Source organism: Vibrio sp. HA2012 (assembly GCF_002812955.1).
Taxonomy (GTDB): Bacteria; Pseudomonadota; Gammaproteobacteria; order Enterobacterales; family Vibrionaceae; genus Vibrio.
In genome coordinates, this window is the sequence record NZ_PFXK01000001.1 from 806,845 (window position 1) to 831,500 (window position 24,656).

Consider the following 24,656-nt stretch of genomic DNA (forward strand, 5'->3'; position numbering starts at 1 on the left):
ACCATAGAAATTAAGACAACTTCTGCCTGCCCAACAACGAATGTGACAGCGTTGTACCGTCAACCAGCTCCAGTTCCCCACCGACAGGGACACCATGAGCAATACGACTGGCAGACACATTATGTGCCCGGCAAAGTTCTGCAATATAGTGTGCCGTTGCCTCCCCTTCTACTGTAGGATTGGTGGCCAGAATAACTTCCTGAATATCACCTCTCTGTAAGCGATAATCCAGAGTATCCAGACCAATATCGCTCGGACCGATACCATCCAGCGGTGACAGATGCCCCATCAGTACAAAATAGCGGCCGGAGTATTGCCCTGTAGCTTCAACCGCTGCAATGTCTGCAGGGCTCTCAACCACACAAAGCAAGCCATTTTCCTGACGCTTAGGGTTAGCACAAATATGGCAGACCTCTTCTTCCGTAAATGTGCGGCATTCGCTACAGTGGCCAATTTCAGTCATCGCTTTTGTCAAAGCATCAGCTAACTGTAAACCACCTTTCCTGTCTCGCTGTAACAAATGAAAGGCCATACGCTGTGCAGACTTGGGACCAACTCCCGGCAGACAACGTAAAGCCTCCATCAATTGTTCCAGCATATGGCTGGTACGCATAGTTCAGATACCGCGGTGATCAGAAAGGCATTTTCATGCCAGGAGGAAGCTGCATCCCTCCCGTCAGTGCTGCCATTTTTTCTTTCTGGGTTTCTTCCACCCGACGAGCCGCATCATTAAATGCTGCAGCAATCAGATCTTCCAGCATCTCTTTATCATCTTCCATCAGGCTATCATCAATATCCACACGACGAACATTATGACTACCGGTAATAGTCACCTTTACCAGGCCAGCACCAGATTCACCGGTGACTTCCATGGTTGCAATCTCTTCCTGAAGCTTTTGCATACGCTCTTGCATCTGCTGGGCTTGTTTCATCAGGTTACCCATACCGCCTTTACCACCAAACATCTTAATCTCTCTGATTTGTGTGTGTTTCACATGATTATTGGGTTGAAAGATAATTTTTCAACCCCGGACATAAATTTACATCGCTGGTTAAACCGGCCTGACACTGTCCCTATCCAACTGTGCAGAAAATCGTTTCAGAATAAACTGTACACCCGTATCTGACTCCAGGCTGGTCAGCGCTATTGCCAGTTTCCTCTGATACAAAGCTTCTCTCAGCTCCAGAGGTGTCTGCCCACTGTCTCCAACCTGCACCGTCAGATGACACTCCTCACCCAGCACACGGTTCAGCGCTTCCAGTAACTCTCCCTGTGCTCTGTCATTATTCAGATGTGCATGACTGGCTCTTAATACCAGTTCAATCGTTGAATCGTGCTTATGATACGCAGCATTCAATGCCAGTTGTTCAACTAGCTTAGGGATCGACAACTGATCAATCAGAGCCGACCAGGGATCCAACGCCACTGATTCTTCCACCAGCTTCTGCTGCATCTCCGGTGTTTTGGTATGCTCCAGTGCCTGCTTAATCTCAGAAGGCTTCAACTCCGCTGATTCATCCGCTTCATCGGTAACCGTACTGGGCTGCCACCGATAAGGTTCACTATCCGTTAGTTCAACAATTGTCTCCATCGCTGACCCGGTAGTAACTTGTTCATGCGACATACCATCAGCTCTGCTGTGCTGGGCAATTCTGTCCAGCACAGAAGAAGGCTCTGAGGCTGCCGCATCAGACTTTTTTCCCTCAGATCCGGTAACTTTCGGTGTACCAGATGCAGAAGATGCTGCATTCCGCCGGGAACGTAACTGATGACGCAAACCCGTTCGCGGGGTCACTTTCACATCAGGATCAGTCACTTGCACTGATGGCATGTCCGTTGGCGGTGGTGAAACCAGTAACGGTTCACTCTCAGCATAATCAGGCTCCTCCGGATGAGGTGGCATTGGTGTGGTTGGATCCATATCAATACTTTCCTCTGTCGTATACGGAGGATATCCAGCATCAGTTTCCTGCAAAGGTGCCTGTGCCGCCGGGGGCATCTGTTCGGCTACTGCAGGTTGCGGAGACTGAGCCGGCAATGTAATGGCATTAACAGCACTGACTGGCTGGGGTCTGAAAGCCATCATTCTCAATACCACCATCTCTAGTCCCATACGCTCTGTAGGCGCCAGTGGCAAATCCTTACGCCCTTTTAATGCAATCTGATAAAAAAGCTGTACATCCTGAGGAGACAATGTATGGCTGAGTAACTCTATTTTTTCAGCATCAGGTTTATCCTTATCCAGCGTAGAAGGCAGAGCCTGATACATAGCAATACGATGTAACTGGGCGGCCAGTTGCTGCAGCAAACCATCCCACTCAACACCGTTTTGTGCCAGAGAATGGACACATGCCATCGCAGGCTGAACCTGTTTACCACTGATGGCTTCCAGCAGGTGAACCGCCTGATCAGCATCCAGTGTCCCCAGCATAGTTGCCACAGTTGCGGTATCGATTGCGCCGTTACTCAAAGCAATCGCCTGATCAGTCAGACTAAGCGCATCACGCATACTCCCGTCTGCAGCATGAGCAATCATTCCCAAAGCCCGGGGCTCAGCAGAGATAACTTCCTGTTGCAGAATAAACTGGAGCTGTTCATGGATCGTATCCACGCTGATAGGCTTCAGATGAAACTGAAGACAGCGGGACAAGATAGTGACCGGGAGCTTTTGTGGATCTGTTGTCGCCAGCAGGAACTTAACGTGTTCCGGCGGTTCTTCCAGCGTTTTCAGCAAAGCGTTAAAGCTGTGGCGGGAAAGCATATGTACTTCATCAATAAGGTACACCTTAAACCGTCCCCTGGCTGGTTTGTACTGCACATTATCGAGAAGGTCACGAATATCTTCCACTTTGGTCCGAGATGCGGCATCAATCTCCAGAAGATCGACAAAACGTCCTTCATCGATCTCCCGGCATGAAGCACAATGTCCACATGGTGTGGCAGTTATGCCTGCTTCACAATTGAGTCCTTTAGCAAACAGGCGGCCTATTGTAGTTTTACCAACCCCACGGGTACCGCTAAAAAGATAAGCATGATGCAGCTTATTTTGTTTTAAAGCATTTTCCAGTGCTGTCAGCACATGAGCCTGCCCGACAACCTGATTAAAGCGGGTAGGACGCCATTTTCGTGCTAATGCTAAATAACTCATTGAATCCTTCCAAATACAACCGGATTAGTGGCCGTCAAAATCACAGATACTATACACATCCAGACCAAGATCCTTCAGACGTACTTCTCCTCCGATGTCCGGCAGATTGATAACAAAAGCAGCATGCTCCACTTCACCACCCAGTTGGCGGATCAGCTTCGTCGTAGCTTCAATCGTTCCCCCTGTTGCCAGCAGATCATCAACAACCAGAACTTTATCGCCTTTTTCAATAGCATCAACATGGATTTCGAGGGTATCCATGCCATATTCAAGTTCATAGCTTTGTGCAATGGTTTCACGCGGCAGTTTACCCGGTTTACGAACCGGCACAAACCCAACGCCCAGTTCAAGAGCCAGAGGGGCGCCAAAAAGAAACCCACGGGCTTCAGTACCGACGACTTTGGTAAAGCCAAGATCCCGGTATTTTTCCAGCAATAGATTGATGGTTGCTTTATAAGCTTCTGCATTTTCCATCAGACTTGTCACATCGCGAAACAGGATACCTGGTTTCGGATAATCCTGAATTGATTTAATACTTGATTTAATTAATGAAATTGTTTCGTTAGTCATAAACTGTTTATTTACGTTGTATGCTTACGTTCATCTTGTTTTTGTTATTTCAGTACCATAAGCAGAAAAACAAATGCCCACTCTGAAGAATGGGCACACTTCTTGGCAATAGTAGTGATTTTCTTTCGCCGGGGCAACCTGCGAATACAACGCAAACGTTTATCCGGAAATATCCGTTCCTAATCTGAGCGCTTAGGCAAAATTTCCAGACTGAAATGGCTGATGCCAATGTTTGCTAATGTCAGTTTTCCTCCACTTCCGACCGGCAAGCGGTTTTCAACCGGATTTTTATAGCAGCCACACCCTAACTGGCAGCCAGCAGCAATCTTATGTGTGAAATGACCGTATGTATCGTGATAGCTCCAGATCGCATCCAGTCCGGTAGAAAAAACAGACACCGATGCGTCCGTTGTATCCATGATACCAAACAGAGCATTCGTCGGTTTAGTACAGTCCAGGCACTCCATCCCCTTTTCGACCACCCCGGTAAACTCCACCAGATTATTCAAAGGGATTTCAGCACGGCGTAATGCATCATTAAATATTGCCCTAACCAGCAGGGATGTCGCGACACTCCGATCCTCTGCCGATTCTGCATCAACAATATAAAAAGCAAACTGCCCGTCCATAAGCCAGGCATAATCAAAAACCAGAGGCATAGCATCGGAAGACTGGAGCAGATTATAACTACAATGCCATTCTCCCTGCCGGGTATCCCGGTCAGGTAACAGTGCCAGTAGCAATTCCCTTGCAGCACCACTATTCTGTTCCAGAAAACGAAGATGCCAGTGTAGTTCTTTATCCTCCGGAATATCACCACGCTCTCCGACACGCAACCACTGGCTGGCGAAGTCCCGGCTCAGTTCTGTATGTTTCCTTTCATCTTTCAGAATATTGCTGATCGCAGAAGTTAAATGATCCGGAACACTAATTGGTTTAGAAAGGAAATCCTTGATACCAAAACGCAGCGCCCTCGCCACATCAGACATATCTTCTGTTGCGGAGACAACGATCATTGGAATCGACGGATATTCCCAGCAGACTTCTTCGGCAAATTCAATACCGTTAAGGATGGGCATGGAAAGGTCACAAAGAATCAAATCCGGAACCTGTAACCTGAGCTTCTGCAGTGCTTCCAGGCCATGTTCAGCCTGGATGACCTGGTAACCTTCTTTTTCCAGAAGTACGGAGATAAAGCGTCGAAAGACAGGATCATCATCAACCAGCATGATGACCTGCTTCTCTCCGTTACCCGCCTGTGTATCAAGTACGGAGTTACTACAACTATCAACCATACAGACCTCACTCATAACCAACCTGACTATAATTTCACTTTTTTATCCTTACCTAAAAAATAGTCGGCAATTGGCATTTATACAATATATTGCGTTTCATATGCGACAATAGACACAATTTATAGCTATTTTGTAGCAGCCCCCTCACTTACACAATACTCAATAGCAGCAGGCTCACTCTTACTTTTTAACGACAAAAGGAACGAAATCCAATAGGATAGCAGTTAATCAACTCAACAATATCCTGGTGGACAGTAAACTAAGTTTGCACAATCGGGATAGTGAATTCAGACAGTGGAAGATATGTTGTGTCTAACCAGATGAAACTAGATGACCTAAATCTTTTTCGACTTGTTGTCGAAAATGGAAGCTATACCGCAACTTCAAGAAAAACATTAATTCCCGTTGCAACCATTACCCGGCGTATTCAGGCTCTGGAAGATTCTTTAAACCTTCGCCTCTTAAACCGTCATGCGCGTAAACTTTCTCTGACTGAAGCCGGTGAACGTTTCTATAATGAATGCTCCCCCATGCTCAGAAAGTTAACCTGTGCAGCAGAAGAGATCGGTGATGACTGCCGGGGAGCCGCAGGGAAGCTAAAAATTTCCTCACCCTCTAACCTGACAAAACGCCTGATTCTGCCTATGTTAAGTGAATTTATGGCGATGTATCCTGATATCCATATCGACCTGACCATGAGTAACCAGAGTGATCAAATCGACCCCACGGAATGGGATATCATCTTCAAAGCGGGGCCACAGCGGGATTCCAGTCTAATCGCCAGAAAAGTAAACGAAGTCAAAGATATTCTGGTAGCCAGTCCGAAATACCTGAACAATAACCCGATCCCGTTACTGCATGCAGAAGACCTTACACATCACCGCCTGCTTAAAGGCCATCCCCTGCTAAAATGGCAACTGACAAATACTCAGGGGGAAACCGTGGTGAATACCGACAAAGGGCGCTTTGAGGCTAACGAACTGAATGTTGTCCGACGTGCATGTGCAGAGGGGCTGGGAATAACCCTGATGCCGGATATCATGCTGCAGGAATACTTTGAGCGAGGTTCTCTGGTGAGGGTGCTGAATGACTGGAGTTCAAATCCAAGGGACATCTATATGATGTACAACCATAAAGATCATCAGCCGGAGAAAGTACGTCTGTTGATTAATTTTGTGACTCATTACCATGACGTTGGTGACGAAGATATCCCAGCCTGACATCATCAGATGTAGTAACTAAAAATCCGGACAAAAAACTGTCCGGATTTTTTAGTTACTAAGAAGAAAACGATGCCCTGTCAGGCGCCTTCGTTATACAGTTCCAAATTGGCCAGATCCTGCTGAATATCTTTCTGTAACTTGGCATCATCATTTCTCAGTGATTCCAGAAAATCCAGATAATCCTGATTAATATCACCCGTAACATACTCACCGTTAAATACCGATGTTTCAAACTGAGTTATATCCTGATTACCATGGCCGACCGCGGCAACCAAATCTTCCAGAGACTGGAAGATCAAAGCATCAGCACCAATCAGTTGTGCTATTTCATCCGCATCCCTACCATGCGCTATCAGCTCATTCGCACTTGGCATATCAATGCCGTATACGTTAGGGAAGCGGATTTCCGGTGCAGCTGATACCATATACACTTTATTAGCGCCGGCTTCACGTGCCATTTCGATGATCTGCTCTGATGTGGTACCACGTACAATGGAGTCATCCACCAACAGTACATTTTTACCTTTAAATTCAGAGCGGATAGCATTCAGCTTACGACGCACGGATTTCTTACGCATCTGCTGACCTGGCATAATAAAAGTACGGCCGACATAGCGGTTCTTTACAAAACCCTGGCGATATGGCAAACCAATCAGCTGAGCGATTTCCAGTGCGATATCACAAGAAGTTTCCGGGATAGGGATCACTACATCAATGTCCAGATCAGCCCACTCTTTCTGGATCTTCGCCCCCAGTTTTTTCCCCATCTCAACACGGGCACTATACACAGAAATTTTATCAATAAATGAATCCGGACGGGCAAAGTAAACGTACTCAAAGATACAGGGATTGAACTGCGGATTGTCTGCACACTGCTTTGTATACAGCTCACCATCGAAGGTCGCATAAATAGCTTCGCCTGGGGCAATATCACGCATAAAATCGAAACCCACGGCATCCAGAGCGACGGATTCTGAAGCAACCATATACTCTGTTCCCTGCTCGGTTTCACGCTTACCCAGACACAGAGGACGAATACCATGCGGGTCACGGAAAGCAACCATACCGTGGCCAATGATCATTGCCGTAACTGCGTAAGCACCACGGATTGTCCGGTGAACACTAGCTACAGCTCTGAATACATCCTCAGCAGTAACATTGCCTTTTACAGTATCAATTTCATGGGCAAGAACATTCAGCAAAACCTCAGAATCTGATGTTGTATTGACATGGCGGCGATCTTTATCAAACAACTTTTCGCGCACTTCATGTGCATTGGTCAGGTTGCCGTTGTGAGCCAGAGTAATACCAAAGGGAGAGTTGACATAAAAAGGCTGAGCCTCAGAGGCACTTGAGCTTCCGGCTGTCGGATAGCGAACATGTCCGATCCCGACGGTACCCTGCAGACGCTGCATGTGTTTTGCTTCAAAAACATCTTTGACTAAACCATTCGCCTTACGCAGACGGAAACGATTGCTTTCTATGGTAACAATACCCGCGGCATCCTGGCCACGATGCTGAAGAACCGTCAAAGCATCATAAATTGACTGGTTCACCATCGTATTACCCACGATTCCAACAATACCACACATGTCCTAATCCTCGATTTACAAAAACTGGCACTACACAGTGCCAGCTAGAAATTTTGATGTCTCTTTCAGGTGTTCAAAGAACGGCTCAATAATACGGCTGAATTCCGGTATCAAACGCGATTGATCCCACCAGTCAGAGCTTGAGAATGCGGTAAACGCATCCATGAAAAACAGAACTACCGCGACAATAAGAACACCACGTAAGGCACCGAATACTGCGCCTAACACCCGGTCTGTTCCTGATAGCCCCGTTTTTTGCACCAGATGTCCGACAACATAGTTGACGATAGCACCGACAATCAGAGTTGCGACAAATAGTGCCCCTATCGCTGCAGCGTTACGATACATCTCATCATCGATATTGGTGAAATACACCGCCAATTTCGCATAATACTGGCTGGAGATAAAAAAACCTCCAAACCAGATCACCAGAGACAACGCTTCTTTCACGAAGCCGCGAGTAATGCTGATCAAAGCCGACAGGCCGATCACCCCTAAAATGACATAATCAATCCAAATCATATTCTGCACATCTTAAGTTGCGCGCATTTTAACAGAAAAAATCGCGACGCAAACGTTTTCTTATGGGTTTACTGGGTTAAATTTCATCAGTTGGCCTTGTGAGCCAGTAATTTTTCTAAGTTCTTTTATTTGTTTTTCAAGCTTCTCCTTTGAGGTATCCGGCCCTACAATCACCCGGGTAAAATTCCCTTCTTTTTTTGAATGAGCCCGGTAGCCTCTTTTTTGCAAATCTTTGACCAGAGTTTCCGCATTTTCTGCATTCTTCAGCGCCATAAGCTGAATAATCCAGGCACTGTCCTGGTAAGAATGCTGGTCAGAGTTCGGTTTGTTCCGGACAACGACCTGTTCAGACGGAGCATCCGGAGCTTCAACTGGCGGAGAGATATCCACCGGGCTGTCAGGTAATGCCGTCTGTGCTTCCGCCGGTTCCAGAACTTCAAATGTTTCCAGCTCTGCCTGCACACCAGGCTTGATTGGAATAGCCGCAAATTCTTCTTTATAGTGTTTTTTTTCACCATCCAGAACATCCGGCAGGATGATGACTCCGAGAGCAACCAGAATAATGGTTCCTACCAGACGACTCTGAAATTTACTTGCCACCAGAACTCCTTTGTAGCTGTAGATACACCAGAACATCAGCAACAGTAACAAATGATCCGGCTACAATAATTACATCCTCTTTCGTCGCTTTTGTCAGCGCATATTTAAATCCATGCGTAGGAGTCGGAAATGTTTTCAGCCCCTCACCATTAGGAAGCGACTTCACCAGATGTGCAGCACTGGCTGCCCGCGGGCCACTTAAAGAACACGGATACCAACAGGAAACCGTATCAGAAAGCGCCTCTGCCGTACCTTTAATATCCTTATCTTCCAGCATGCCAAACACACAATGAATCTTTCTTCCGGAATAACGCTGTTTAAGCTGATGAGCCAGATACTCCGCAGAGTGCGGATTATGAGCAACATCAAGAATAACGCACGGAGAGCTGGAAACCTTCTGCATGCGTCCTGCCAGCCTTGCATTTTTCAGCCCATTAACGATATTGACGTCACTGATATCCAGTCCGGAAACCCCCAGAGCCATCACTGCCGTTGCCGCATTAGGTAACGGAAGGCACGGTATCGGCAGATCTCTCAGGTCAAAAGGCCCGCTTTTCCAGTTCCAGGTATCACCAGTGGACTCATACTGATACTGATAGCCGACCTGATAAAGGTTAGCCCCGATTTCATCGGCATATGCCGCAACAGTGTAAGGGGCATCGGGTTGTCCGCAAATTGCCGGTTTACCCGCTCTGAATATTCCTGCTTTTTCCTGTGCGATGATATTAATATCATCGCCCAGCCAATCGATGTGATCTTTCGCAACACTAGTAACAACAGCAACATCATGGTTGAGAATATTCGTGGCATCAAGACGTCCGCCCAGCCCGACTTCCAGTAAAATAACGTCTACCTTTTCCGTTTCAAACAGACGCAGAGCCGCCAGTGTTCCAAATTCAAAAAAACTCAGGCTGGTATCAGCTCTCTGCTCTTCAACAAATGCAAAGGCTTCGGTATGTTTTTTATCTGCCAGTGGGTGACCATTAATACGTACCCGCTCATTATAACGGATCAGGTGAGGAGAACTGTATACACCAACCGAATAGCCGGCATCCAGAAGGATAGACTCAAGAATGGCACAGGTTGACCCTTTGCCGTTTGTCCCGGCAACGGTAATGACCGTCGCCTGAGGATGAAGCAAGTTAGCTCGCTCAGCAACCTGCTGAACTCTGTCTAATCCCAGATCAATAGCACTGGTATGGATATTTTCTAAATAATCAAGCCACATCGCTAAGGAAGATGTGGCTTGTGGGATAGTATGTTGACTCATCGAACTCTAAACTAAGTAAGGTTTACTAATGAGTACTTTACTCTTTTTCCTGCTCTTGCGCGACTGGTACTTTATAGCCGGCATGTGCGTCTGTTTTCGGGGCTGCATCAACAGAAACAACCAATGGTGAAGTATAATTCGTCAATTTGGCAATCAAACCGGCAACTCGCTGACGCATTTCACGACGGTCAACTATCATATCTATCGCACCGTGATCCAGCAAAAACTCACTACGCTGGAAACCTTCCGGCAAATCTTCACGTACCGTTTGTTCGATAACCCGACGACCGGCAAAACCGATAAGAGCATTAGGCTCACCGATATTGATATCACCCAGCATGGCCAGACTGGCTGACACTCCGCCCATTGTCGGGTCGGTCATTACCGAAATAAACGGTAGACCTTTTTCAGACAGACGCTCCAGAGCTGCACTGGTTTTTGCCATTTGCATCAGTGACATCAGGGCTTCCTGCATGCGAGCACCACCACTGGCAGAAAAACAAACCAGACCGCAGTTATTTTCAATCGCAGCTTCAACCGCACGCACAAAACGAGCCCCGACAACCGAACCCATAGAGCCGCCCATGAAAGAGAATTCAAAAGCACATGCCACTAAAGGCATGCCCAACAACTCACCCTGCATGACGATCAGGGCATCTTTCTCACCACTATTTTTCTGAGCGGCAGCTAAACGATCCTTATAGCGCTTTGAATCTTTAAACTTCAGTTTATCCTGAGGCTCAAGCTCATTGGCCAGTTCTACCCGGTTATTCTCATCAAGAAATGTCTCCAGACGGCGGCGAGCTTTCATCCGCATATGGTGATTACATTTCGGGCAGACCTCTAGATTGCGTTCCAGCTCTGCATGATACAGTACCTGCTCACAAGATGTACATTTGGTCCAAATCCCTTCTGGGATGGATGCTTTGCGAGAAGTAACTATGCTGCTTTTGTGTAAAATTTTCTCGAGCCAACTCATGGAAGACCTTTTTCTCTGCTAATCCTGCGCCATTTGGCGAAAGACATAAAATTCAATTAAATGCGAACGGATTAAACCACAGATTAACCGTTCTGTAGATAAAAAACTGGTTGTACCTATTACCGGAACTACTCAGCAAGGCTGACTAATATTTAAATTTGGATTGCAGTTAACAATAATAGTTCAGCTATTTTCCCTGCTCAGTTCAAATTATCCGGTAAAAATAATGGTCCCGGTGACACAACCGGCAACCCAAACTCAACCGGATAATCCACATTCACCAGATAAAGCCCCTCAGCTTTTCCTGTTGGTCCCGCCAGTTTACGGTCTTTGGCTTCCAGCAGCCACTGAATCCATTCGGGATCCTGCTCACCTTTTCCGACCATAATCAGACTTCCGGCAATATTACGCACCATGTGGTGCACAAATGCGTTCGCTTTGATATCAATAACAACATAGTGCCCGTGCCGGGTAACATTCAGATGTATGATATTCCTCCACGGACTGCGAGACTGGCAGTACACTGCCCGAAAAGAAGTAAAATCATTCTCTCCCAACAGAAACTGTCCGGCCTGATGCATTTTTTCCGCATCTAATTCTCCGTGATAATGGCTGACACCGGAAGAGAGAATTCCCGGACGGTACGCATGATTATATATAATATAGCGATAGCGGCGGGCAGTCGCGCTGAAACGGGCATGAAATTCATCTGTAACCGGAACAGCCCAACGGACAGCGATATCTTTGGGCAGATTCGCGTTAACACCCATAGTCCATGCCACCATTTTGCGACTTGACCCGGTGTCAAAATGAACCACCTGACCGGTTCCGTGCACTCCGGCATCCGTCCTTCCGGCGCACTGCACTTCTACCGGATGATTTGCCACAACAGAAAGCGCTTTCTCCAACTCCTGTTGAACACTGTTGGCATGCTTTTGTTTCTGCCAGCCGGAATAATTTGTTCCGTTATATTCAATGCCTAGTGCAATGCGCATTTTACGTCTCTACCCGATGAAAAAATGGGGCATGAGTATATACCCAACCTGCTTTATAAAACAAACCCCGGCTGAAAAACCGGGGTATCTATAAGAAATAAAAGACAGTCTGTCAGCCCTTTATTTCATCAATCAGAGCCTTCGCTTCACGACGAATATCATCCTCTCCGTACACAATGGCCTCTTCCAGCAATTGAATAGCACCTTCTTTATCGTTCATTTCAATATAGATTTTTGCCATATCCAGCTTTCCGGCAGCTTCCGAGTTAGCATCCACATCAAACTGGTTCACATTTCCAATTACATCCGGAAACTCATTCAGACCGACCTCCAGGTTCAAAACTTCATCATCAGGATTGACTGGTTCTTCCGCATCAACCTGAGCCATCAAGTCATCGACACTCACAAAACGGGATGTATCAGCAGATAAATTATGCTCATCCGGTTGATGTCCCCAGTCTTCATTAGAGAGTTCAGGTTGTTCCGAAACGGTTACCCAGATATCATGCTGATCTTCCGGAATATCGGCCGATATGTCAGCCTGCTGCTCAGGAGAAAGAGTAAATCCATTCCAGTCTTCACTTTCTGCCAGCATCGCATTGATGTCCATTCCTGCACTATGAATTGTATCATCGTCCAGCGGTTCATCAAAAGAAGCCTGCGGCTGATTACCATCATCGGCAAGCAACTCAGCCAATGTGGCTGATTCGTCAAATGCTTCAAACTTTTTTGAGCTACCCTCCGACTCACCTTCCGGCTTATGCTGCTCCTCAACAAGCACATCCTGCAAAGCTGTATCTTCATCATACTCACCCAGCTCATCATCGCTGATATCCAGTAACTCAGATTCCAGAGCACCTGATTCGGTAATCGGAGGCTCTTCCTGCATGGCATCCTGCAAGGCTTCATCTTCACCATACTCAGGGAAGTCGAATTCATCAAGGGCAGCCTCATCATCTGTTGATTCATCAACTTCCCAGTCAGAATCCCGAGGCATACCAAACTCATTAGGGACTGCTTCTGTCTGTTCCGCAGCACTTTGCTCTGAAACACCCGTGTTCTGGATATTCTCGTCTTTCGATTCAGTAGATTCCGGACTTTCTTCTGTTTCAGGACTATCTACTGCTTCTGGATTCTCCGCTTCTACAGCCTCAGTCGCCGGAGTGGGCGGTATATCCTCTTCCTGCTCAAACAACGAACCGGGATCTTCTTTTATGTCGTGCTCATACTCATCAAATTCAGAGAGAAAACTGTCAATTTCATCCAGTCCAGTCTGAGGTGAATGTTCATCTAATGCAGCCATAAAGTCTTCATCAAATAAAGACTCTTTTACCGCCTCTGGCTCAGACTCAGACTCAGCTTCCGGTTCAGCAAACAGTTCATCCAGTAGTTCCTGACTTCCGGCTTCCAGATCGAGATGAGGTGCCGATTCAGATCTGTCTTCCTCTTCCACAGACATCGTATCATCGGTTAACTCATCAATATTAATCAATGACTCTACATTCAGCGAATCCTGTTCTTCCTCAACCCCTTCCTGCACTGCAGGGATATCTTCTTCTGATGACTCTTCCGGCAGATCGTCCAGCAACTCTGTACTCTCTTCGCCTACCGCAAAATCATCCGCCTCTGCCGACTCTTCCAGCAGATCATCCAGCAACTCTGTGCTCTCTTCGCCTACTGCAAATTTATCCGCATCTTCCGACTCCTCCAGTAGGTCATCCAGCAACTCTGAGCTCTCTTCGCCTACTGCAAAATCATCCGCTTCTGCCGACTCCTCCAGCAGGTCATCCAGCAACTCTGTGCTCTCTTCGCCTACCGCAAATTCATCCGTTTCTGCCGACTCCTCCAGCAGGTCATCCAGCAACTCTGTGCTCTCTTCGCCTACCGCAAAATCATCCGCCTCTGCCGACTCCTCCAGCAGATCGTCCAGCAACTCTGTGCTTTCTTCGCCTACCGCAAAATCATCCGCCTCTGCCGACTCCTCCAGCAGGTCATCCAGCAACTCTGTGCTCTCTTCGCCTACCGCAAAATCATCCGCCTCTGCCGACTCCTCCAGCAGGTCATCCAGCAACTCTGTGCTCTCTTCGCCTACCGCAAAATCATCCGCCTCTGCCGACTCCTCCAGCAGGTCGTCCAGCAACTCTGTGCTCTCTTCGTCTACCGCAAAATCATCCGCCTCTGCCGACTCCTCCAGCAGGTCATCCAGCAACTCTGTGCTCTCTTCGTCTACCGCAAAATCATCCGCCTCTGCCGACTCCTCCAGCAGGTCATCCAGCAACTCTGTGCTCTCTTCGCCTACCGCAAAATCATCCGCCTCTGCCGACTCTTCCAGCAGGTCATCCAGCAACTCTGTGCTCTCTTCGCCTACCGCAAAATCATCCGCCTCTGCCGACTCTTCCAGCAAGTCGTCCAGCAACTCTGTGCTCTCTTCACCTACCGCAAATGTATTGTTCCGGTCAGAAGCACCTGCGTCATCCTGCTGACGAGTAGCATCGAGCAGAGCATCGATATCATCAATATCCGCCAGATCCAGTTCATCCTCTTGCGAGCTGTCTCTGGTCTCTGAGAGCAGGGTATCGAAATCCAGATCCGTCATCTGATCATCATTTATCTCAGGCTCAACCTGATTAAACAGATCATCCAGCATAGACTGGTCCAGTTCATTACCATCCAGCATCTCGTCCGGCTCTTCAACTGCCAGCAGGTTATCCAGTTCGTCCTGTGATATATCATCACTGTCATCAGACAAATCAAAATCGTTTAGTACATTATCCGCTTCTTCCGGCGCTATATCTTCATCAAGCGCCCGTTCCATTTCTTCCAGACTCAAAGCCTGTTCATTTCCGTCGACACTGACACCTGTTGTACTGGTATCAAAGTCCATACCAGTATCCAGATCACCATTGTCATCAATACTGGCAAACGGATCCTGTTCATCACCATCATCCAGATTAAATTCAGACTCTGATAAGTTGGCAAAAACGTCATTTTCCCCGGCAGTAGCTTCGCCATCGCCCATGGAGAAAGCTTCTCCCTGAATGTCGCTGTCATCATCAAAAAGGTCTTCGCCAAGCAGGACATCGTTATCCAGATCATCATCCAGATCAATATCCGGTACATCATCATCCATAAGCGAAGCAACTTCCGGCTCATGCTGAGTATCCGCTAACGGCATAGCGACCGGAGCAGGTTTCCGCGATAGCAGCAGGATAACAATGACCACCAGAAGCAATCCCGGGATCAAAGCCAGTAATATCAGAGCCCAGGTATTATCAAGCAGAGTTTCCAGCATGGTCGGCTGCATAGCCTGCTCTTCCGCCATTCTCTGCCGTTCCACTTCCAACATTTTTTCTACTTCTGAGCGAATACGGCTTTCATCTCCCAGCTCATCTCTCAGGTTATCGACCTCACCTTGTACTTCCGAGAGCATCAGACGCAGTTGATGGTTTTTCTCTTCCAGTGCAAGTAATTCACCTTCAGAATCTGCCAGTTCCTGTTTCAGTACATCGGTATTCACTGAAGGCTTATTAGCTTCTGTTTTTGCTTCTGTTATGGCCTGTTCTTTTTCAGCCAAAGCCCCCGGAAGCTGGGCTGGAACCGCAGCCTTACCCGGTTCTTTTTCAGTCACCGGAGGCTGTGCATTATTCTGCTCAGTAACCACTGGTATTGTCGGTGCAGGTCTTGCTGATACGTTAGCAGCAGGCCTTAATTTTGCTCTGTGTTCATTCAGAATACGGATTGCTTCTTCTGAACTTTCAGCCTGAACCTGCACTGCTGAAGGAATGCGGAGACGGCTTCCTTTGATGAGCTCATGAATATTCTGGTTATCAAATGCCTGAGGATTTAACCGATAGATAGCAAGCAGCGTCTGCTGGACACTGAGTTCACCATTAGGCCGAAGTTTTGTGGCAATAGACCATAAGGTCTCACTCTGTCCGGTAGGACCGTAGGTTGCAGAAGGCTGTGACAGCCTGCCCACCGACTGAGAATACTGAGGTGCTGACTGAATCTGTCCATCAGGGCCTACTACTCTAATGGCTTCGGCTCCCACCGTAGGAATCTGTGTTGCGACTAGCAACGCTAAAGGCGTAAACAAACGCTTTAGGATCTGATGCATATAAGGCCCGGCTTTTTACTTTATTCTGTGTGATAAAAAAACGTAGATCTGCTAAATATATCGGATAACAATAGGAAAACTATAGGGTGTAACTAAAAAAACTGCACCTGTATCTATATTATTTACTTTTTATATTGAAATAGTCAGGGATATGTCACTCTGAAAATGAGTAAGGCTCCATAACGGAGCCTTACTCATGATGTTAAAAATAATCCCTAACCAGCACTTCGGCGATCTGAACCGCATTGGTTGCGGCACCTTTCCTTACATTATCAGCAACGACCCAAAGGTTAATCCCGCTATGATGGCTGATATCATTCCGGATACGCCCTACCATCACATGATCTTTCCCCCCAGCATCACGTACCTGCGTAGGAAATTCGGCTCCGTGGAAGACTTCCACCCCCTCCGCCTGTTCCAGTAACTGAATAACCTGCTCGGCATCAACCGGAGTCCGTGTTTCGACATGCACGGCTTCGGCATGACCATAGAACACCGGAACCCGGACACAGGTCGGATTGACTGCAACAGAGGGATCGTTAAGAATCTTCTGCGTCTCCCAAACCATTTTCATTTCTTCTTTTGTATAGCCATTATCCATAAAAGTATCGATTTGCGGGATACAGTTGAAAGCGATCTGCTGGCTGAATGCTTCCGGCTCAGCCGGAATACCGTTCAATAATTTTGCAGTCTGTCCAGCTAGTTCATCAATACCTTTTTTTCCTGCACCGGAAACCGACTGATACGTTGTCACATTGATACGGTCGATACCCACGTCATCATAAATTGGCTTAAGTGCCACCAGCATCTGGATTGTAGAACAGTTCGGATTGGCAATAATATTCCGGTTCCGGAATTCTGCAATAGCCTCCGGATTCACTTCCGGAATCACCAGAGGAATATCGTAGTCGTAGCGGAAGTGTGAAGAATTATCAATGACTACAACACCTTCATCGGCTGCAACAGGCGCCCATTTTTCGGACAGCTCACCACCAGCAGAAAACAAGGCGATATGCACCAGAGACCAATCAAACTCTTCTACATTTTGCACCCGGACAGTTTTACCGTTAAACCGGTAGGTTCTTCCCTCACTACGCTCACTGGCCAGCAGATACAATTCTCCTACCGGAAACTTACGCTCTTCCAGTATCTCTATCATCGCTTCACCAACAGCACCCGTCGCACCAAATACCGCAACGTTAAATTCCTGAGTCATTTATTTTACCTCAATCTGAAAACCTAATTTGGCCAGTGGCGATAAGTTACACGCGCTATCACCAGCCAGACAGACGGCACTGTATTCTCGCCTGTCCCAATATTCTTTACGCATTTTGTCGAATGCTCCTGCCGGACCAATCATTCGACGAAACAGCGCATCATCCCTGCGCACATCATAAACTAACTGGATAAGATTATGCAGTGCTGCCTCATCCCATTCCCGATCAAGTGTTACTCTGGGAATAGGAGCGGTAGGCAGGAGATCACTTGCTGCGGCTCTTTCTTCACGTCCGAGAAACTCACAAAATGCATTAAAGATCATCGTAGTACCACGAGCTTTTCCTTCCAGACCGTACCCAGCCACATGCGGAGTTGCAAAACTCAGCAAAGGAAGAAGTTGCATATCAACCATCGGTTCCTCTTCAAACACATCCAGCGCAGCGCAGAAGCCATCCTGCCGCTGCAGGCGAGCTTTTAGAGCCTGATTATCAACAACCGGACCTCTGGCAGCATTAACTAAAATCTGATCGCCTCGCAGCGACTCCAGACGTGATGCATTAAGCAAATGCCGGGTCGGAAACTCACCACCGCTGGTAAGCGGTGTATGCAGAGTGATCACATCAGCCTGCTCCAGTAAGGTATCCAGACAAGTAAACCTCCGCGAATCGCCAGCTTGCTCTTTTGGAGGATCGTTAAGCATAACCTTAATACCGAGACCTTGCAGACACTGCTGCAGATAAGAACCTACCTGTCCGGCACCCACAATACCGACCGTTTTATCAAATATGGAAAATCCCTGCTGCTGAGCCAACACCATCAGAACACTGAACACATATTCTGCGACTCCGACTTTATTACAGCCGGGTGCTGCTGTGAAAAAGATACCTTTTTTCCGCAATACTGCCTGATCAACATGATCCATACCGGCCGTTGCCGTACCAATAAATTTGAGCCGGTCCGCCTGCTCCAGTAATGCGGCATTAACTTTTGTCACCGAGCGGATCATCAGAGCATCCACGCCTATCAAATCTTCTGCTGTCAGCGTTCTGCCCGGCTTGAGTAAAACTTCTCCCAGTTGACTGAACAAACTTTTGGCATAAGGCATATTTTCATCAATAACTATCTTCATCTTTTATACTTATTCTGTTCCGTGTTCTGGCATTGTAATTTTTTTGCAGGGAAGATGTAACAACAGCTTTCAAACTGAAAACAAAAACCCCGGCTCTGTTGGCCGGGGCTTATTCAAATCAACTGCTGCCAGTTATGCCTGATATTTTTTAATTATCAGCGTCGCGTTCGTACCACCGAAACCGAAGCTGTTAGACATAACCGTCGTCAATTCCTGATCACGTCGTTCGGTTACGATATCCAGACCTTTCGCAGCCTCATCCAGCTCAGTGATATTAATACTCGGAGCAATAAAGCTGTGCTCAAGCATCAGGGTGGAGTAAATCGCTTCCTGTACACCTGCGGCGCCCAGAGAGTGACCTGTCATCGCTTTGGTTGCAGAAATAGCCGGACAGTTGCCACCAAATACTTCCTGAATCGCTTCCAGTTCTTTACCGTCGCCAACAGGAGTTGAAGTACCGTGAGTGTTTACGTAATCAATTTTATCTACGCCTTCCATTGCATTACGCATACAACGTACGGCACCTTCACCAGACGGTACTGTCATATCATAACCGTCAGAAGTTGCACCATAACCTACAACCTCACCGTAGATCTTCGCACCACGTGCCAGCGCATGTTCCAGCTCTTCAACCACAACCATACCGCCACCGCCAGCGATAACAAAACCGTCACGGGTTGCATCGTAAGTACGAGAAGCCGTTTCAGGCGTATCGTTATACTTGGTTGACAGAGCTCCCATAGCATCGAACATCATGGTCTGACTCCAGTGCAGCTCTTCACCGCCACCAGCAAACATAACATCTTGCTTACCCAGTTGAATCTGCTCTACAGCATGACCGATACAGTGTGCAGATGTTGCACATGCAGAACTCATTGAATAGTTGACGCCTTTAATCTTAAACGGAGTCGCCAGACAGGCAGAAACCGTTGAAGACATTGTACGGGGTACCATATAAGGACCAACGCGACGTACTCCTTTTTCACGCATGGTATCGGTCGCAACCAGCTGATTATAGGCTGATGCGCCACCAGAACCGGCAACAATACCTGTACGAGGGTTAGAAACCTGCTCTTCTGTCAGACCAGCATCCGCAATAGCCTGCTCCATAGAAAGATAAGCATAAGCAGCCGCATCACCCATAAAACGCATGATCTTACGATCGATATGCTCAGCAGGATTAAGTTTGATATTACCCCATACCTGAGAACGAAGGCCCATTTCCTTGAATTCATCAGATGCTGTGATGCCAGATTTACCCGCCTGCAGAGATGCCAACACTTCTTCTACGTTGTTACCAATGCTGGACACGATTCCCATGCCTGTGATAACGGCTCGTTTCATGTTACTTTCCTATCAATCTGTTAAAACTGCTAAATAATAACTAAGTTACCGGCCACAAGTGGTCAGCTTTCCTTATCATTAGCACATTCCTGAACAAATAAGTACAATTGTGTGAAATTAAGTCGGCCGTCAGGCTGTTAGCAAACCTGTAGATCACTATGACATCAACCAACGACACCCCTATTTGTCAAACTATTATCCATAATGCACAACTGGACTGGAATGATGCTGGAACACCCGTATCTGACCAGTTTGACGATGTTTACTTTTCCAACGTTAACGGTCTGGAAGAGACCCGCTATGTATTTCTGCAGCAAAATCACCTTCCGGAACGATGGCATACCTTCCGGCAGCGCCGTTTTGTGATCGGCGAAACCGGCTTCGGAACCGGACTGAACTTTCTGGCCGTATGGCAATGGTTTGAACAATTCCGGTTTGAAAATCCGGATTCTGCATTACAGGAACTGCATTTTATCAGTTTTGAAAAATTTCCGCTCAGTAAGGATGACTTAATTAAAGCACATCAGGCATGGCCGGAATTGGGTAAATACGCCGCAGAACTGCAAAAACACTATCCCCTTGCTTTGCCTGACTGCCACCGGATTATTCTGGCTGATGGTGCCATCACTCTGGATCTCTGGTTCGGAGATATCAAAGACTGCATGCCTCAGGTTCCGGTGAATGAGTCCGGTATTATCGACGCATGGTTTCTCGATGGCTTTGCTCCCAGCAAAAACCCGGAAATGTGGAATCAAATCCTGTTTAACAGTATGGCCAAGCTGGCTAAAAAAGCGTGTACCTGTGCAACATTTACAGCAGCAGGATTTGTGCGTCGCGGCTTAATTGAAGCCGGTTTCGATATGAAAAAAACCAAAGGCTTCGGCACTAAAAGAGATATGATTGTCGGTACTTTGGCAGAGAAAGTGCCCTTCACTAATATTGCCCCATGGTATGCCCGACCGGAAAATGATGATATCCACGATGTTGCTATTATTGGCGGAGGCATTGCCAGTGCCACGCTGGCCTCAGCACTGTGCCGTCGTGGTGTAGCCGTTACCTTATACTGCTCAGATGAAGCTCCGGCGGAGAATGCTTCCGGTAACCGTCAGGGTGCTGTTTATCCTCTGCTGAACGGTACCCACTCCGGACTGTCCCGCTTGTTTGCTCCGGCATTTCTTTTTGCCCGGCAGGTTATTCAGCAGGCCTCTGAACAGCTTGAATTTGCCCATCAATGGTGTGGTGTCACACAGTTGGCATGGGACGATAAAGCAGAAAAAAAACTGGATAAAATGCTTGAGGGAAATTTCCCGGAACCATTGATCCATAAATTAACGGCAGAGCAAACAGCGCTGACGATCGGCCTTCCGGTTACAACCGAAAGTGTTCATTATCCTCTGGGGGGCTGGTTATGCCCGAAAGAGCTGACTCAGGCTATGATTACCAGACTGACGAAGCTGGCACATTTTTCGGCTCATTTTAATACCGGTATAGAAACACTCACCTTTGATACAGAAGTACAGCTCTGGAAATTATCAACTCAGGATAAAATTTTCAACCATCAGGCTGTTGTAGTTGCAAATGGCCATAAGTTTAACCAGTTTGAACAGACCCAGTCTATTCCAGCCTCCGCAGTGAAAGGACAGGTCAGCCACATACCAACGACCCCTTCTCTGACAAAGCTGAAAACCGTTCTCTGCTACGACGGTTATATGACACCGAATAATCCGGATGACGGTCTGCACTGTATCGGTGCCAGTTTCGACAGAGAACATATCAACCAGACATTTGACCCACAGGCTCAGTGTGATAACAAAACCAAGTTGCTGCGCAGTGTGACTGATCAAAGCTGGCCAAATGAAGTCGATGTCAGCGGCAATGACTCCCGGCAGGGGATCCGCTGTGCAACACGGGATCATGTTCCTTATGTAGGTAATGTCTGTGATCTGGATAAAATTCTGCATAATTACGCAGACCTGCATCGCCAACAAGATAACGCCGAGACAATAGCCGATTACCCAAATCTGTTTTGTATTATAGGGCTTGGCTCCCGGGGGCTATGCTCTGCTCCTCTGATGGCAGAGGCACTGGCATCACAGATGTGTAATGACCCGCTTCCCCTTCCGGTTGCGGTACTGGACAACATCCATCCGGGCAGAATGTGGGTAAGAAGGTTGCTGAAAGGTAAAGCGATCGTACAATAGCTTCCGGTACGGTATTTCCTTCTCAGGATGAACATTTCTCAGCATCAGAAAAGGAAATACCACTGAATATTTGTTGCAGTTTAAAGCTCATCTTCCAGATATTCATCCAAATAATCTTCCTGCTGTTCATCAATAGCCTCTGCTTCCAGCTCGGCCTTGAAATCTTCCCGCTGCAGATAGACCTCTCGGGTAAAGATATAAGGATCCGGCGAAGCTTCCAGCATGGGTTCCTGAGAAACCAGTGCGGCCCGTGACTCCATACCCTGAAAAACCCATTTGCTGACCGTCCCCCAGACATTCAGGTAAGAAAGAGGAAAATACATCTGATCAACAACATCGGTTGTGTTACGCACTGTTGTCGGACCAACTCCCGGCAGCATGACATAAGCGCCATTTCCTACTCCATGATGCCCGACAGCATCACTGAAACTTCGTCCGTCTTCTTTTGGAACACCGACTGCACCGGCAAAATCAAACAGACCAAACAAACCAAAAGTTGTGTTCATCCAGAAACGGTTAAAATGGTTAAGTGCGGTATGCCCGTTACCCATCAGGAGGTTACTTAAAGCACTGGCCGGTTCATCCAGATTGGAAAAAAAGTTTGAAATACCGGTACGGACAAAAGAAGGCGTATAGTTTACATAAGCCAGTGAAACCGGACGAAGAATGTAAGGGTCAAGATAATCGTAGTTGATGTCCCACATACTGCGGTTAAAACCTTCGATAGGGTCATCTGAGTGAGAGCCTTCTGTCTTACCCGTGTTCTGCTCAGGAACCTCCGATCCGTCAACCGGTTCAGGGCCGGTTTGATCAGTTGCCACACCAACGGCTGTCGAATCCGGTGCCGTTGCACACCCCGTCGTAACTAAAGCCAATAACACCACTAAAATAGCTTTGCTGCGCAGAAAAAACATATACCTATCCATTCCCTGACAAAAACCGGGCAATCCCGTCTGATTTTATTATGGAGAGTATTAATACTTGTTATTGACGATGATTGCAACAAAGTCGCCTGATTTCATAACAAAGTGAAGGGGCAATCTGCCCCCGTGATACATTAAAACCATCCTCTATTCGGTTTTCTCTTTAAGTCGGCTACGGGCATTATCAATACTGCGCTGCAGCATAAGATAACGGCTGTCTTCCGTGCCAATAAGCTGTTGCATCGCATGCCAGTACTGAATGGCAGCCCGGTATTCCTGCCGCCGGTATGCATCAAAGGCCAGCATAGAGTATATCCGCAGATCAACCACCTCATCCCGGAGTAACCCCATCAGGACATTCCGCCCTTCATTTTGATCGGCTTTATTCTGAGTCATCATTAGTGCCTGTGCATATCCCAGACGAATGTCTGCATTTTCCGGTGCCAGCTTATAGGCTTTTCTCATTGCATCCCCTCCAGTCTGTAGATCCTGACCGGATAATGCTATACGTCCCAAAAGCAACCAGCCATCGGCATCGTCTGGCGTTTCATATAACCGGGTTCGCAAACCGAGAACCATATCCTGCAGCTCAGATTCTGTCATACTCTCCCCCTGCCCTGACATCAACTTCTCCAGCAGAGGATTGAGACTGCTGCGGGTTTCCTGCCAGTGACTGACCAGAGGTAAAGCACCCACAGAAAAGTAGATGCCATAGGAAAGAATCATCAGCACCACCGCAGATGACCAAAAAAGACGTACCGGTGAACCCAAACCGTTTTCTCCGGCAGAATATCCCGGGTCAATGACCGGAACATCATCCAGCAGGGACTGTTTCAGATCAGAAACCAGATCGTCCTGTTCCAAAGCCACACCCTCTTCTATTTCCGCATTCAGTTCACACAACCGCTGACGGTAGAGAGCTTTGTTCAACTCATCCCGTTCAGCCAGATCATCCGACCTGTTATGGCGAAACAGAGGCAATGCCAGCATCAGACAGGCAGACATGACCAGTGCTACAGAAAATAACCCGAATACTATCATCGTTTATCTCCGTTCTTCCGTCCATCCAGCAGCGCCTGTAAGCGGGCCTCCTTCTCCGGATTCCAACAGTCTGCATTTTGTATCACCTGTGCTTTTTTTCGGCTACGGGCAATGATAACAGAAAGCCCGAGCACCAATACTATCACCGGGCCGAACCATAATATGGCGGTTGCCAGTGTAAACGGAGGATCATAGGTAACAAAGTTACCGTACCGGTCTGTCATATACTGTACGATCTCTTCCGGAGTTTGGCCCTGTTTTGTCATTTCATAAACCTTCTGCCGCAGATCCTGCGCTATCTCTGCGTTAGAATCTCCGATGGTATTATTCTGGCACTTGGGACAACGCAGCGTACTACTCAACGTTTTAAACTGTTCTTCCTGCAGTTTCGTATCAAAATCGTAAACGTCAATAGCAGCCAATACTGACGCCGAGCACATCCAACCAACCACATAAATTAGCATCCATACCACGGTCTTTCCCGATAA

General features: G+C 47.3%; 19 protein-coding genes and 2 pseudogenes. 2 read left to right on the plus strand and 19 right to left on the minus strand.

The genetic code is table 11. The features are described 5' to 3' along the window. Positions 1 to 10: 10 nt before the first annotated feature. From recR to CSW98_RS03630, 5 genes are all read right to left on the minus strand, one after another. The gene (gene recR / locus CSW98_RS03610) at positions 11 to 613 is read right to left on the minus strand and encodes a recombination mediator RecR (protein WP_100799064.1); all 603 of its coding nucleotides are present in this window, start codon (positions 611 to 613) and stop codon (positions 11 to 13) included. 19 nt (positions 614 to 632) lie between these two features. Beyond that, positions 633 to 965: a YbaB/EbfC family nucleoid-associated protein gene (locus tag CSW98_RS03615; protein ID WP_100799065.1), complete on the minus strand. Its 333-nt coding sequence runs from the start codon at positions 963 to 965 to the stop codon at positions 633 to 635. An 87-nt stretch (positions 966 to 1,052) separates the two neighbouring features. Continuing rightward, positions 1,053 to 3,149, minus strand: coding sequence for a DNA polymerase III subunit gamma/tau (dnaX, locus tag CSW98_RS03620; RefSeq protein WP_100799066.1), 2,097 nt, complete (start codon positions 3,147 to 3,149; stop codon positions 1,053 to 1,055). 24 nt (positions 3,150 to 3,173) lie between these two features. After that, on the minus strand, positions 3,174 to 3,719 hold the full coding sequence (apt, locus tag CSW98_RS03625; RefSeq protein ID WP_100799067.1) for an adenine phosphoribosyltransferase: 546 nt from the start codon (positions 3,717 to 3,719) through the stop codon (positions 3,174 to 3,176). 179 nt (positions 3,720 to 3,898) lie between these two features. Beyond that, on the minus strand, positions 3,899 to 5,014 hold the full coding sequence (locus CSW98_RS03630) for a response regulator (RefSeq protein ID WP_100799161.1): 1,116 nt from the start codon (positions 5,012 to 5,014) through the stop codon (positions 3,899 to 3,901). Positions 5,015 to 5,334: 320 nt separating this feature from the next. Between CSW98_RS03630 and CSW98_RS03635 the strand changes: the two genes are divergently transcribed. After that, positions 5,335 to 6,234, plus strand: a complete 900-nt coding sequence (locus CSW98_RS03635) for a LysR family transcriptional regulator (protein ID WP_100799162.1) — start codon at positions 5,335 to 5,337, stop codon at positions 6,232 to 6,234. A gap of 80 nt (positions 6,235 to 6,314) precedes the next feature. Here CSW98_RS03635 and purF read toward each other — a convergent pair whose 3' ends face one another. The 11 genes and pseudogenes from purF to fabB form a co-directional block, all read right to left on the minus strand. Next, the gene (gene purF / locus CSW98_RS03640; protein ID WP_100799068.1) at positions 6,315 to 7,829 is read right to left on the minus strand and encodes an amidophosphoribosyltransferase; all 1,515 of its coding nucleotides are present in this window, start codon (positions 7,827 to 7,829) and stop codon (positions 6,315 to 6,317) included. A gap of 30 nt (positions 7,830 to 7,859) precedes the next feature. After that, positions 7,860 to 8,351, minus strand: coding sequence for a CvpA family protein (locus tag CSW98_RS03645; RefSeq protein ID WP_100799069.1), 492 nt, complete (start codon positions 8,349 to 8,351; stop codon positions 7,860 to 7,862). 60 nt (positions 8,352 to 8,411) lie between these two features. Further along, positions 8,412 to 8,657 (minus strand): annotated as a pseudogene (locus CSW98_RS17865) (SPOR domain-containing protein); the annotation flags it as partial. Between the two features lie 81 nt (positions 8,658 to 8,738). Beyond that, positions 8,739 to 8,951 (minus strand): annotated as a pseudogene (locus tag CSW98_RS17870) (cell division protein DedD); the annotation flags it as partial. Further along, positions 8,941 to 10,221, minus strand: coding sequence for a bifunctional tetrahydrofolate synthase/dihydrofolate synthase (gene folC, locus CSW98_RS03655; protein WP_100799071.1), 1,281 nt, complete (start codon positions 10,219 to 10,221; stop codon positions 8,941 to 8,943). The gene folC and the pseudogene CSW98_RS17870, both read right to left, overlap by 11 nt. Positions 10,222 to 10,258: 37 nt before the next feature. After that, the gene (accD, locus tag CSW98_RS03660; protein WP_100799072.1) at positions 10,259 to 11,200 is read right to left on the minus strand and encodes an acetyl-CoA carboxylase, carboxyltransferase subunit beta; all 942 of its coding nucleotides are present in this window, start codon (positions 11,198 to 11,200) and stop codon (positions 10,259 to 10,261) included. Positions 11,201 to 11,400: 200 nt separating this feature from the next. Then, positions 11,401 to 12,195: a tRNA pseudouridine(38-40) synthase TruA gene (gene truA / locus CSW98_RS03665; RefSeq protein ID WP_100799073.1), complete on the minus strand. Its 795-nt coding sequence runs from the start codon at positions 12,193 to 12,195 to the stop codon at positions 11,401 to 11,403. A 112-nt stretch (positions 12,196 to 12,307) separates the two neighbouring features. Further along, on the minus strand, positions 12,308 to 16,312 hold the full coding sequence (locus tag CSW98_RS03670) for a FimV/HubP family polar landmark protein (RefSeq protein ID WP_100799074.1): 4,005 nt from the start codon (positions 16,310 to 16,312) through the stop codon (positions 12,308 to 12,310). A gap of 202 nt (positions 16,313 to 16,514) precedes the next feature. Further along, a complete protein-coding gene (locus CSW98_RS03675) occupies positions 16,515 to 17,528 on the minus strand; it encodes an aspartate-semialdehyde dehydrogenase (RefSeq protein ID WP_100799075.1) in 1,014 nt (337 codons plus the stop codon). Then, positions 17,529 to 18,659: a 4-phosphoerythronate dehydrogenase gene (locus CSW98_RS03680; protein WP_100799076.1), complete on the minus strand. Its 1,131-nt coding sequence runs from the start codon at positions 18,657 to 18,659 to the stop codon at positions 17,529 to 17,531. A gap of 132 nt (positions 18,660 to 18,791) precedes the next feature. Further along, entirely contained in the window at positions 18,792 to 20,003 is a 1,212-nt protein-coding gene (gene fabB / locus CSW98_RS03685) for a beta-ketoacyl-ACP synthase I (protein WP_100799077.1), read from the minus strand. Between the two features lie 158 nt (positions 20,004 to 20,161). Between fabB and mnmC the strand changes: the two genes are divergently transcribed. Next, a complete protein-coding gene (gene mnmC / locus CSW98_RS03690; RefSeq protein WP_100799078.1) occupies positions 20,162 to 22,204 on the plus strand; it encodes a bifunctional tRNA (5-methylaminomethyl-2-thiouridine)(34)-methyltransferase MnmC2/FAD-dependent 5-carboxymethylaminomethyl-2-thiouridine(34) oxidoreductase MnmC1 in 2,043 nt (680 codons plus the stop codon). Between the two features lie 80 nt (positions 22,205 to 22,284). Here the strand turns inward: mnmC and CSW98_RS03695 are convergent, their stop codons facing one another. The 3 genes from CSW98_RS03695 to CSW98_RS03705 all read right to left on the minus strand — a co-directional run bounded on the left by CSW98_RS03695 (position 22,285) and on the right by CSW98_RS03705 (position 24,632). Beyond that, the gene (locus CSW98_RS03695) at positions 22,285 to 23,118 is read right to left on the minus strand and encodes an MlaA family lipoprotein (protein ID WP_232733467.1); all 834 of its coding nucleotides are present in this window, start codon (positions 23,116 to 23,118) and stop codon (positions 22,285 to 22,287) included. A gap of 156 nt (positions 23,119 to 23,274) precedes the next feature. Beyond that, positions 23,275 to 24,168: a c-type cytochrome biogenesis protein CcmI gene (gene ccmI / locus CSW98_RS03700; RefSeq protein WP_100799080.1), complete on the minus strand. Its 894-nt coding sequence runs from the start codon at positions 24,166 to 24,168 to the stop codon at positions 23,275 to 23,277. Continuing rightward, positions 24,165 to 24,632 (minus strand): cytochrome c-type biogenesis protein, encoded by a 468-nt coding sequence (locus CSW98_RS03705; protein WP_100799163.1) that lies wholly within the window; start codon positions 24,630 to 24,632, stop codon positions 24,165 to 24,167. Before CSW98_RS03705 ends, ccmI begins: the two co-directional genes overlap by 4 nt. Positions 24,633 to 24,656 lie beyond the last annotated feature (24 nt).

What these genes read in the sequence shown, in the direction of transcription:
- recR (WP_100799064.1), bottom strand. Translation starts at nt 613, where the DNA reads ATGCGTACCAGCCATATGCTGGAACAATTGATGGAGGCTTTACGTTGT.
- CSW98_RS03615 (WP_100799065.1), bottom strand. Translation starts at nt 965, where the DNA reads ATGTTTGGTGGTAAAGGCGGTATGGGTAACCTGATGAAACAAGCCCAG.
- dnaX (WP_100799066.1), bottom strand. Translation starts at nt 3,149, where the DNA reads ATGAGTTATTTAGCATTAGCACGAAAATGGCGTCCTACCCGCTTTAAT.
- apt (WP_100799067.1), bottom strand. Translation starts at nt 3,719, where the DNA reads ATGACTAACGAAACAATTTCATTAATTAAATCAAGTATTAAATCAATT.
- CSW98_RS03630 (WP_100799161.1), bottom strand. Translation starts at nt 5,014, where the DNA reads ATGGTTGATAGTTGTAGTAACTCCGTACTTGATACACAGGCGGGTAAC.
- CSW98_RS03635 (WP_100799162.1), top strand. Translation starts at nt 5,335, where the DNA reads ATGAAACTAGATGACCTAAATCTTTTTCGACTTGTTGTCGAAAATGGA.
- purF (WP_100799068.1), bottom strand. Translation starts at nt 7,829, where the DNA reads ATGTGTGGTATTGTTGGAATCGTGGGTAATACGATGGTGAACCAGTCA.
- CSW98_RS03645 (WP_100799069.1), bottom strand. Translation starts at nt 8,351, where the DNA reads ATGATTTGGATTGATTATGTCATTTTAGGGGTGATCGGCCTGTCGGCT.
- folC (WP_100799071.1), bottom strand. Translation starts at nt 10,221, where the DNA reads ATGAGTCAACATACTATCCCACAAGCCACATCTTCCTTAGCGATGTGG.
- accD (WP_100799072.1), bottom strand. Translation starts at nt 11,200, where the DNA reads ATGAGTTGGCTCGAGAAAATTTTACACAAAAGCAGCATAGTTACTTCT.
- truA (WP_100799073.1), bottom strand. Translation starts at nt 12,195, where the DNA reads ATGCGCATTGCACTAGGCATTGAATATAACGGAACAAATTATTCCGGC.
- CSW98_RS03670 (WP_100799074.1), bottom strand. Translation starts at nt 16,312, where the DNA reads ATGCATCAGATCCTAAAGCGTTTGTTTACGCCTTTAGCGTTGCTAGTC.
- CSW98_RS03675 (WP_100799075.1), bottom strand. Translation starts at nt 17,528, where the DNA reads ATGACTCAGGAATTTAACGTTGCGGTATTTGGTGCGACGGGTGCTGTT.
- CSW98_RS03680 (WP_100799076.1), bottom strand. Translation starts at nt 18,659, where the DNA reads ATGAAGATAGTTATTGATGAAAATATGCCTTATGCCAAAAGTTTGTTC.
- fabB (WP_100799077.1), bottom strand. Translation starts at nt 20,003, where the DNA reads ATGAAACGAGCCGTTATCACAGGCATGGGAATCGTGTCCAGCATTGGT.
- mnmC (WP_100799078.1), top strand. Translation starts at nt 20,162, where the DNA reads ATGACATCAACCAACGACACCCCTATTTGTCAAACTATTATCCATAAT.
- CSW98_RS03695 (WP_232733467.1), bottom strand. Translation starts at nt 23,118, where the DNA reads ATGTTTTTTCTGCGCAGCAAAGCTATTTTAGTGGTGTTATTGGCTTTA.
- ccmI (WP_100799080.1), bottom strand. Translation starts at nt 24,168, where the DNA reads ATGATAGTATTCGGGTTATTTTCTGTAGCACTGGTCATGTCTGCCTGT.
- CSW98_RS03705 (WP_100799163.1), bottom strand. Translation starts at nt 24,632, where the DNA reads ATGCTAATTTATGTGGTTGGTTGGATGTGCTCGGCGTCAGTATTGGCT.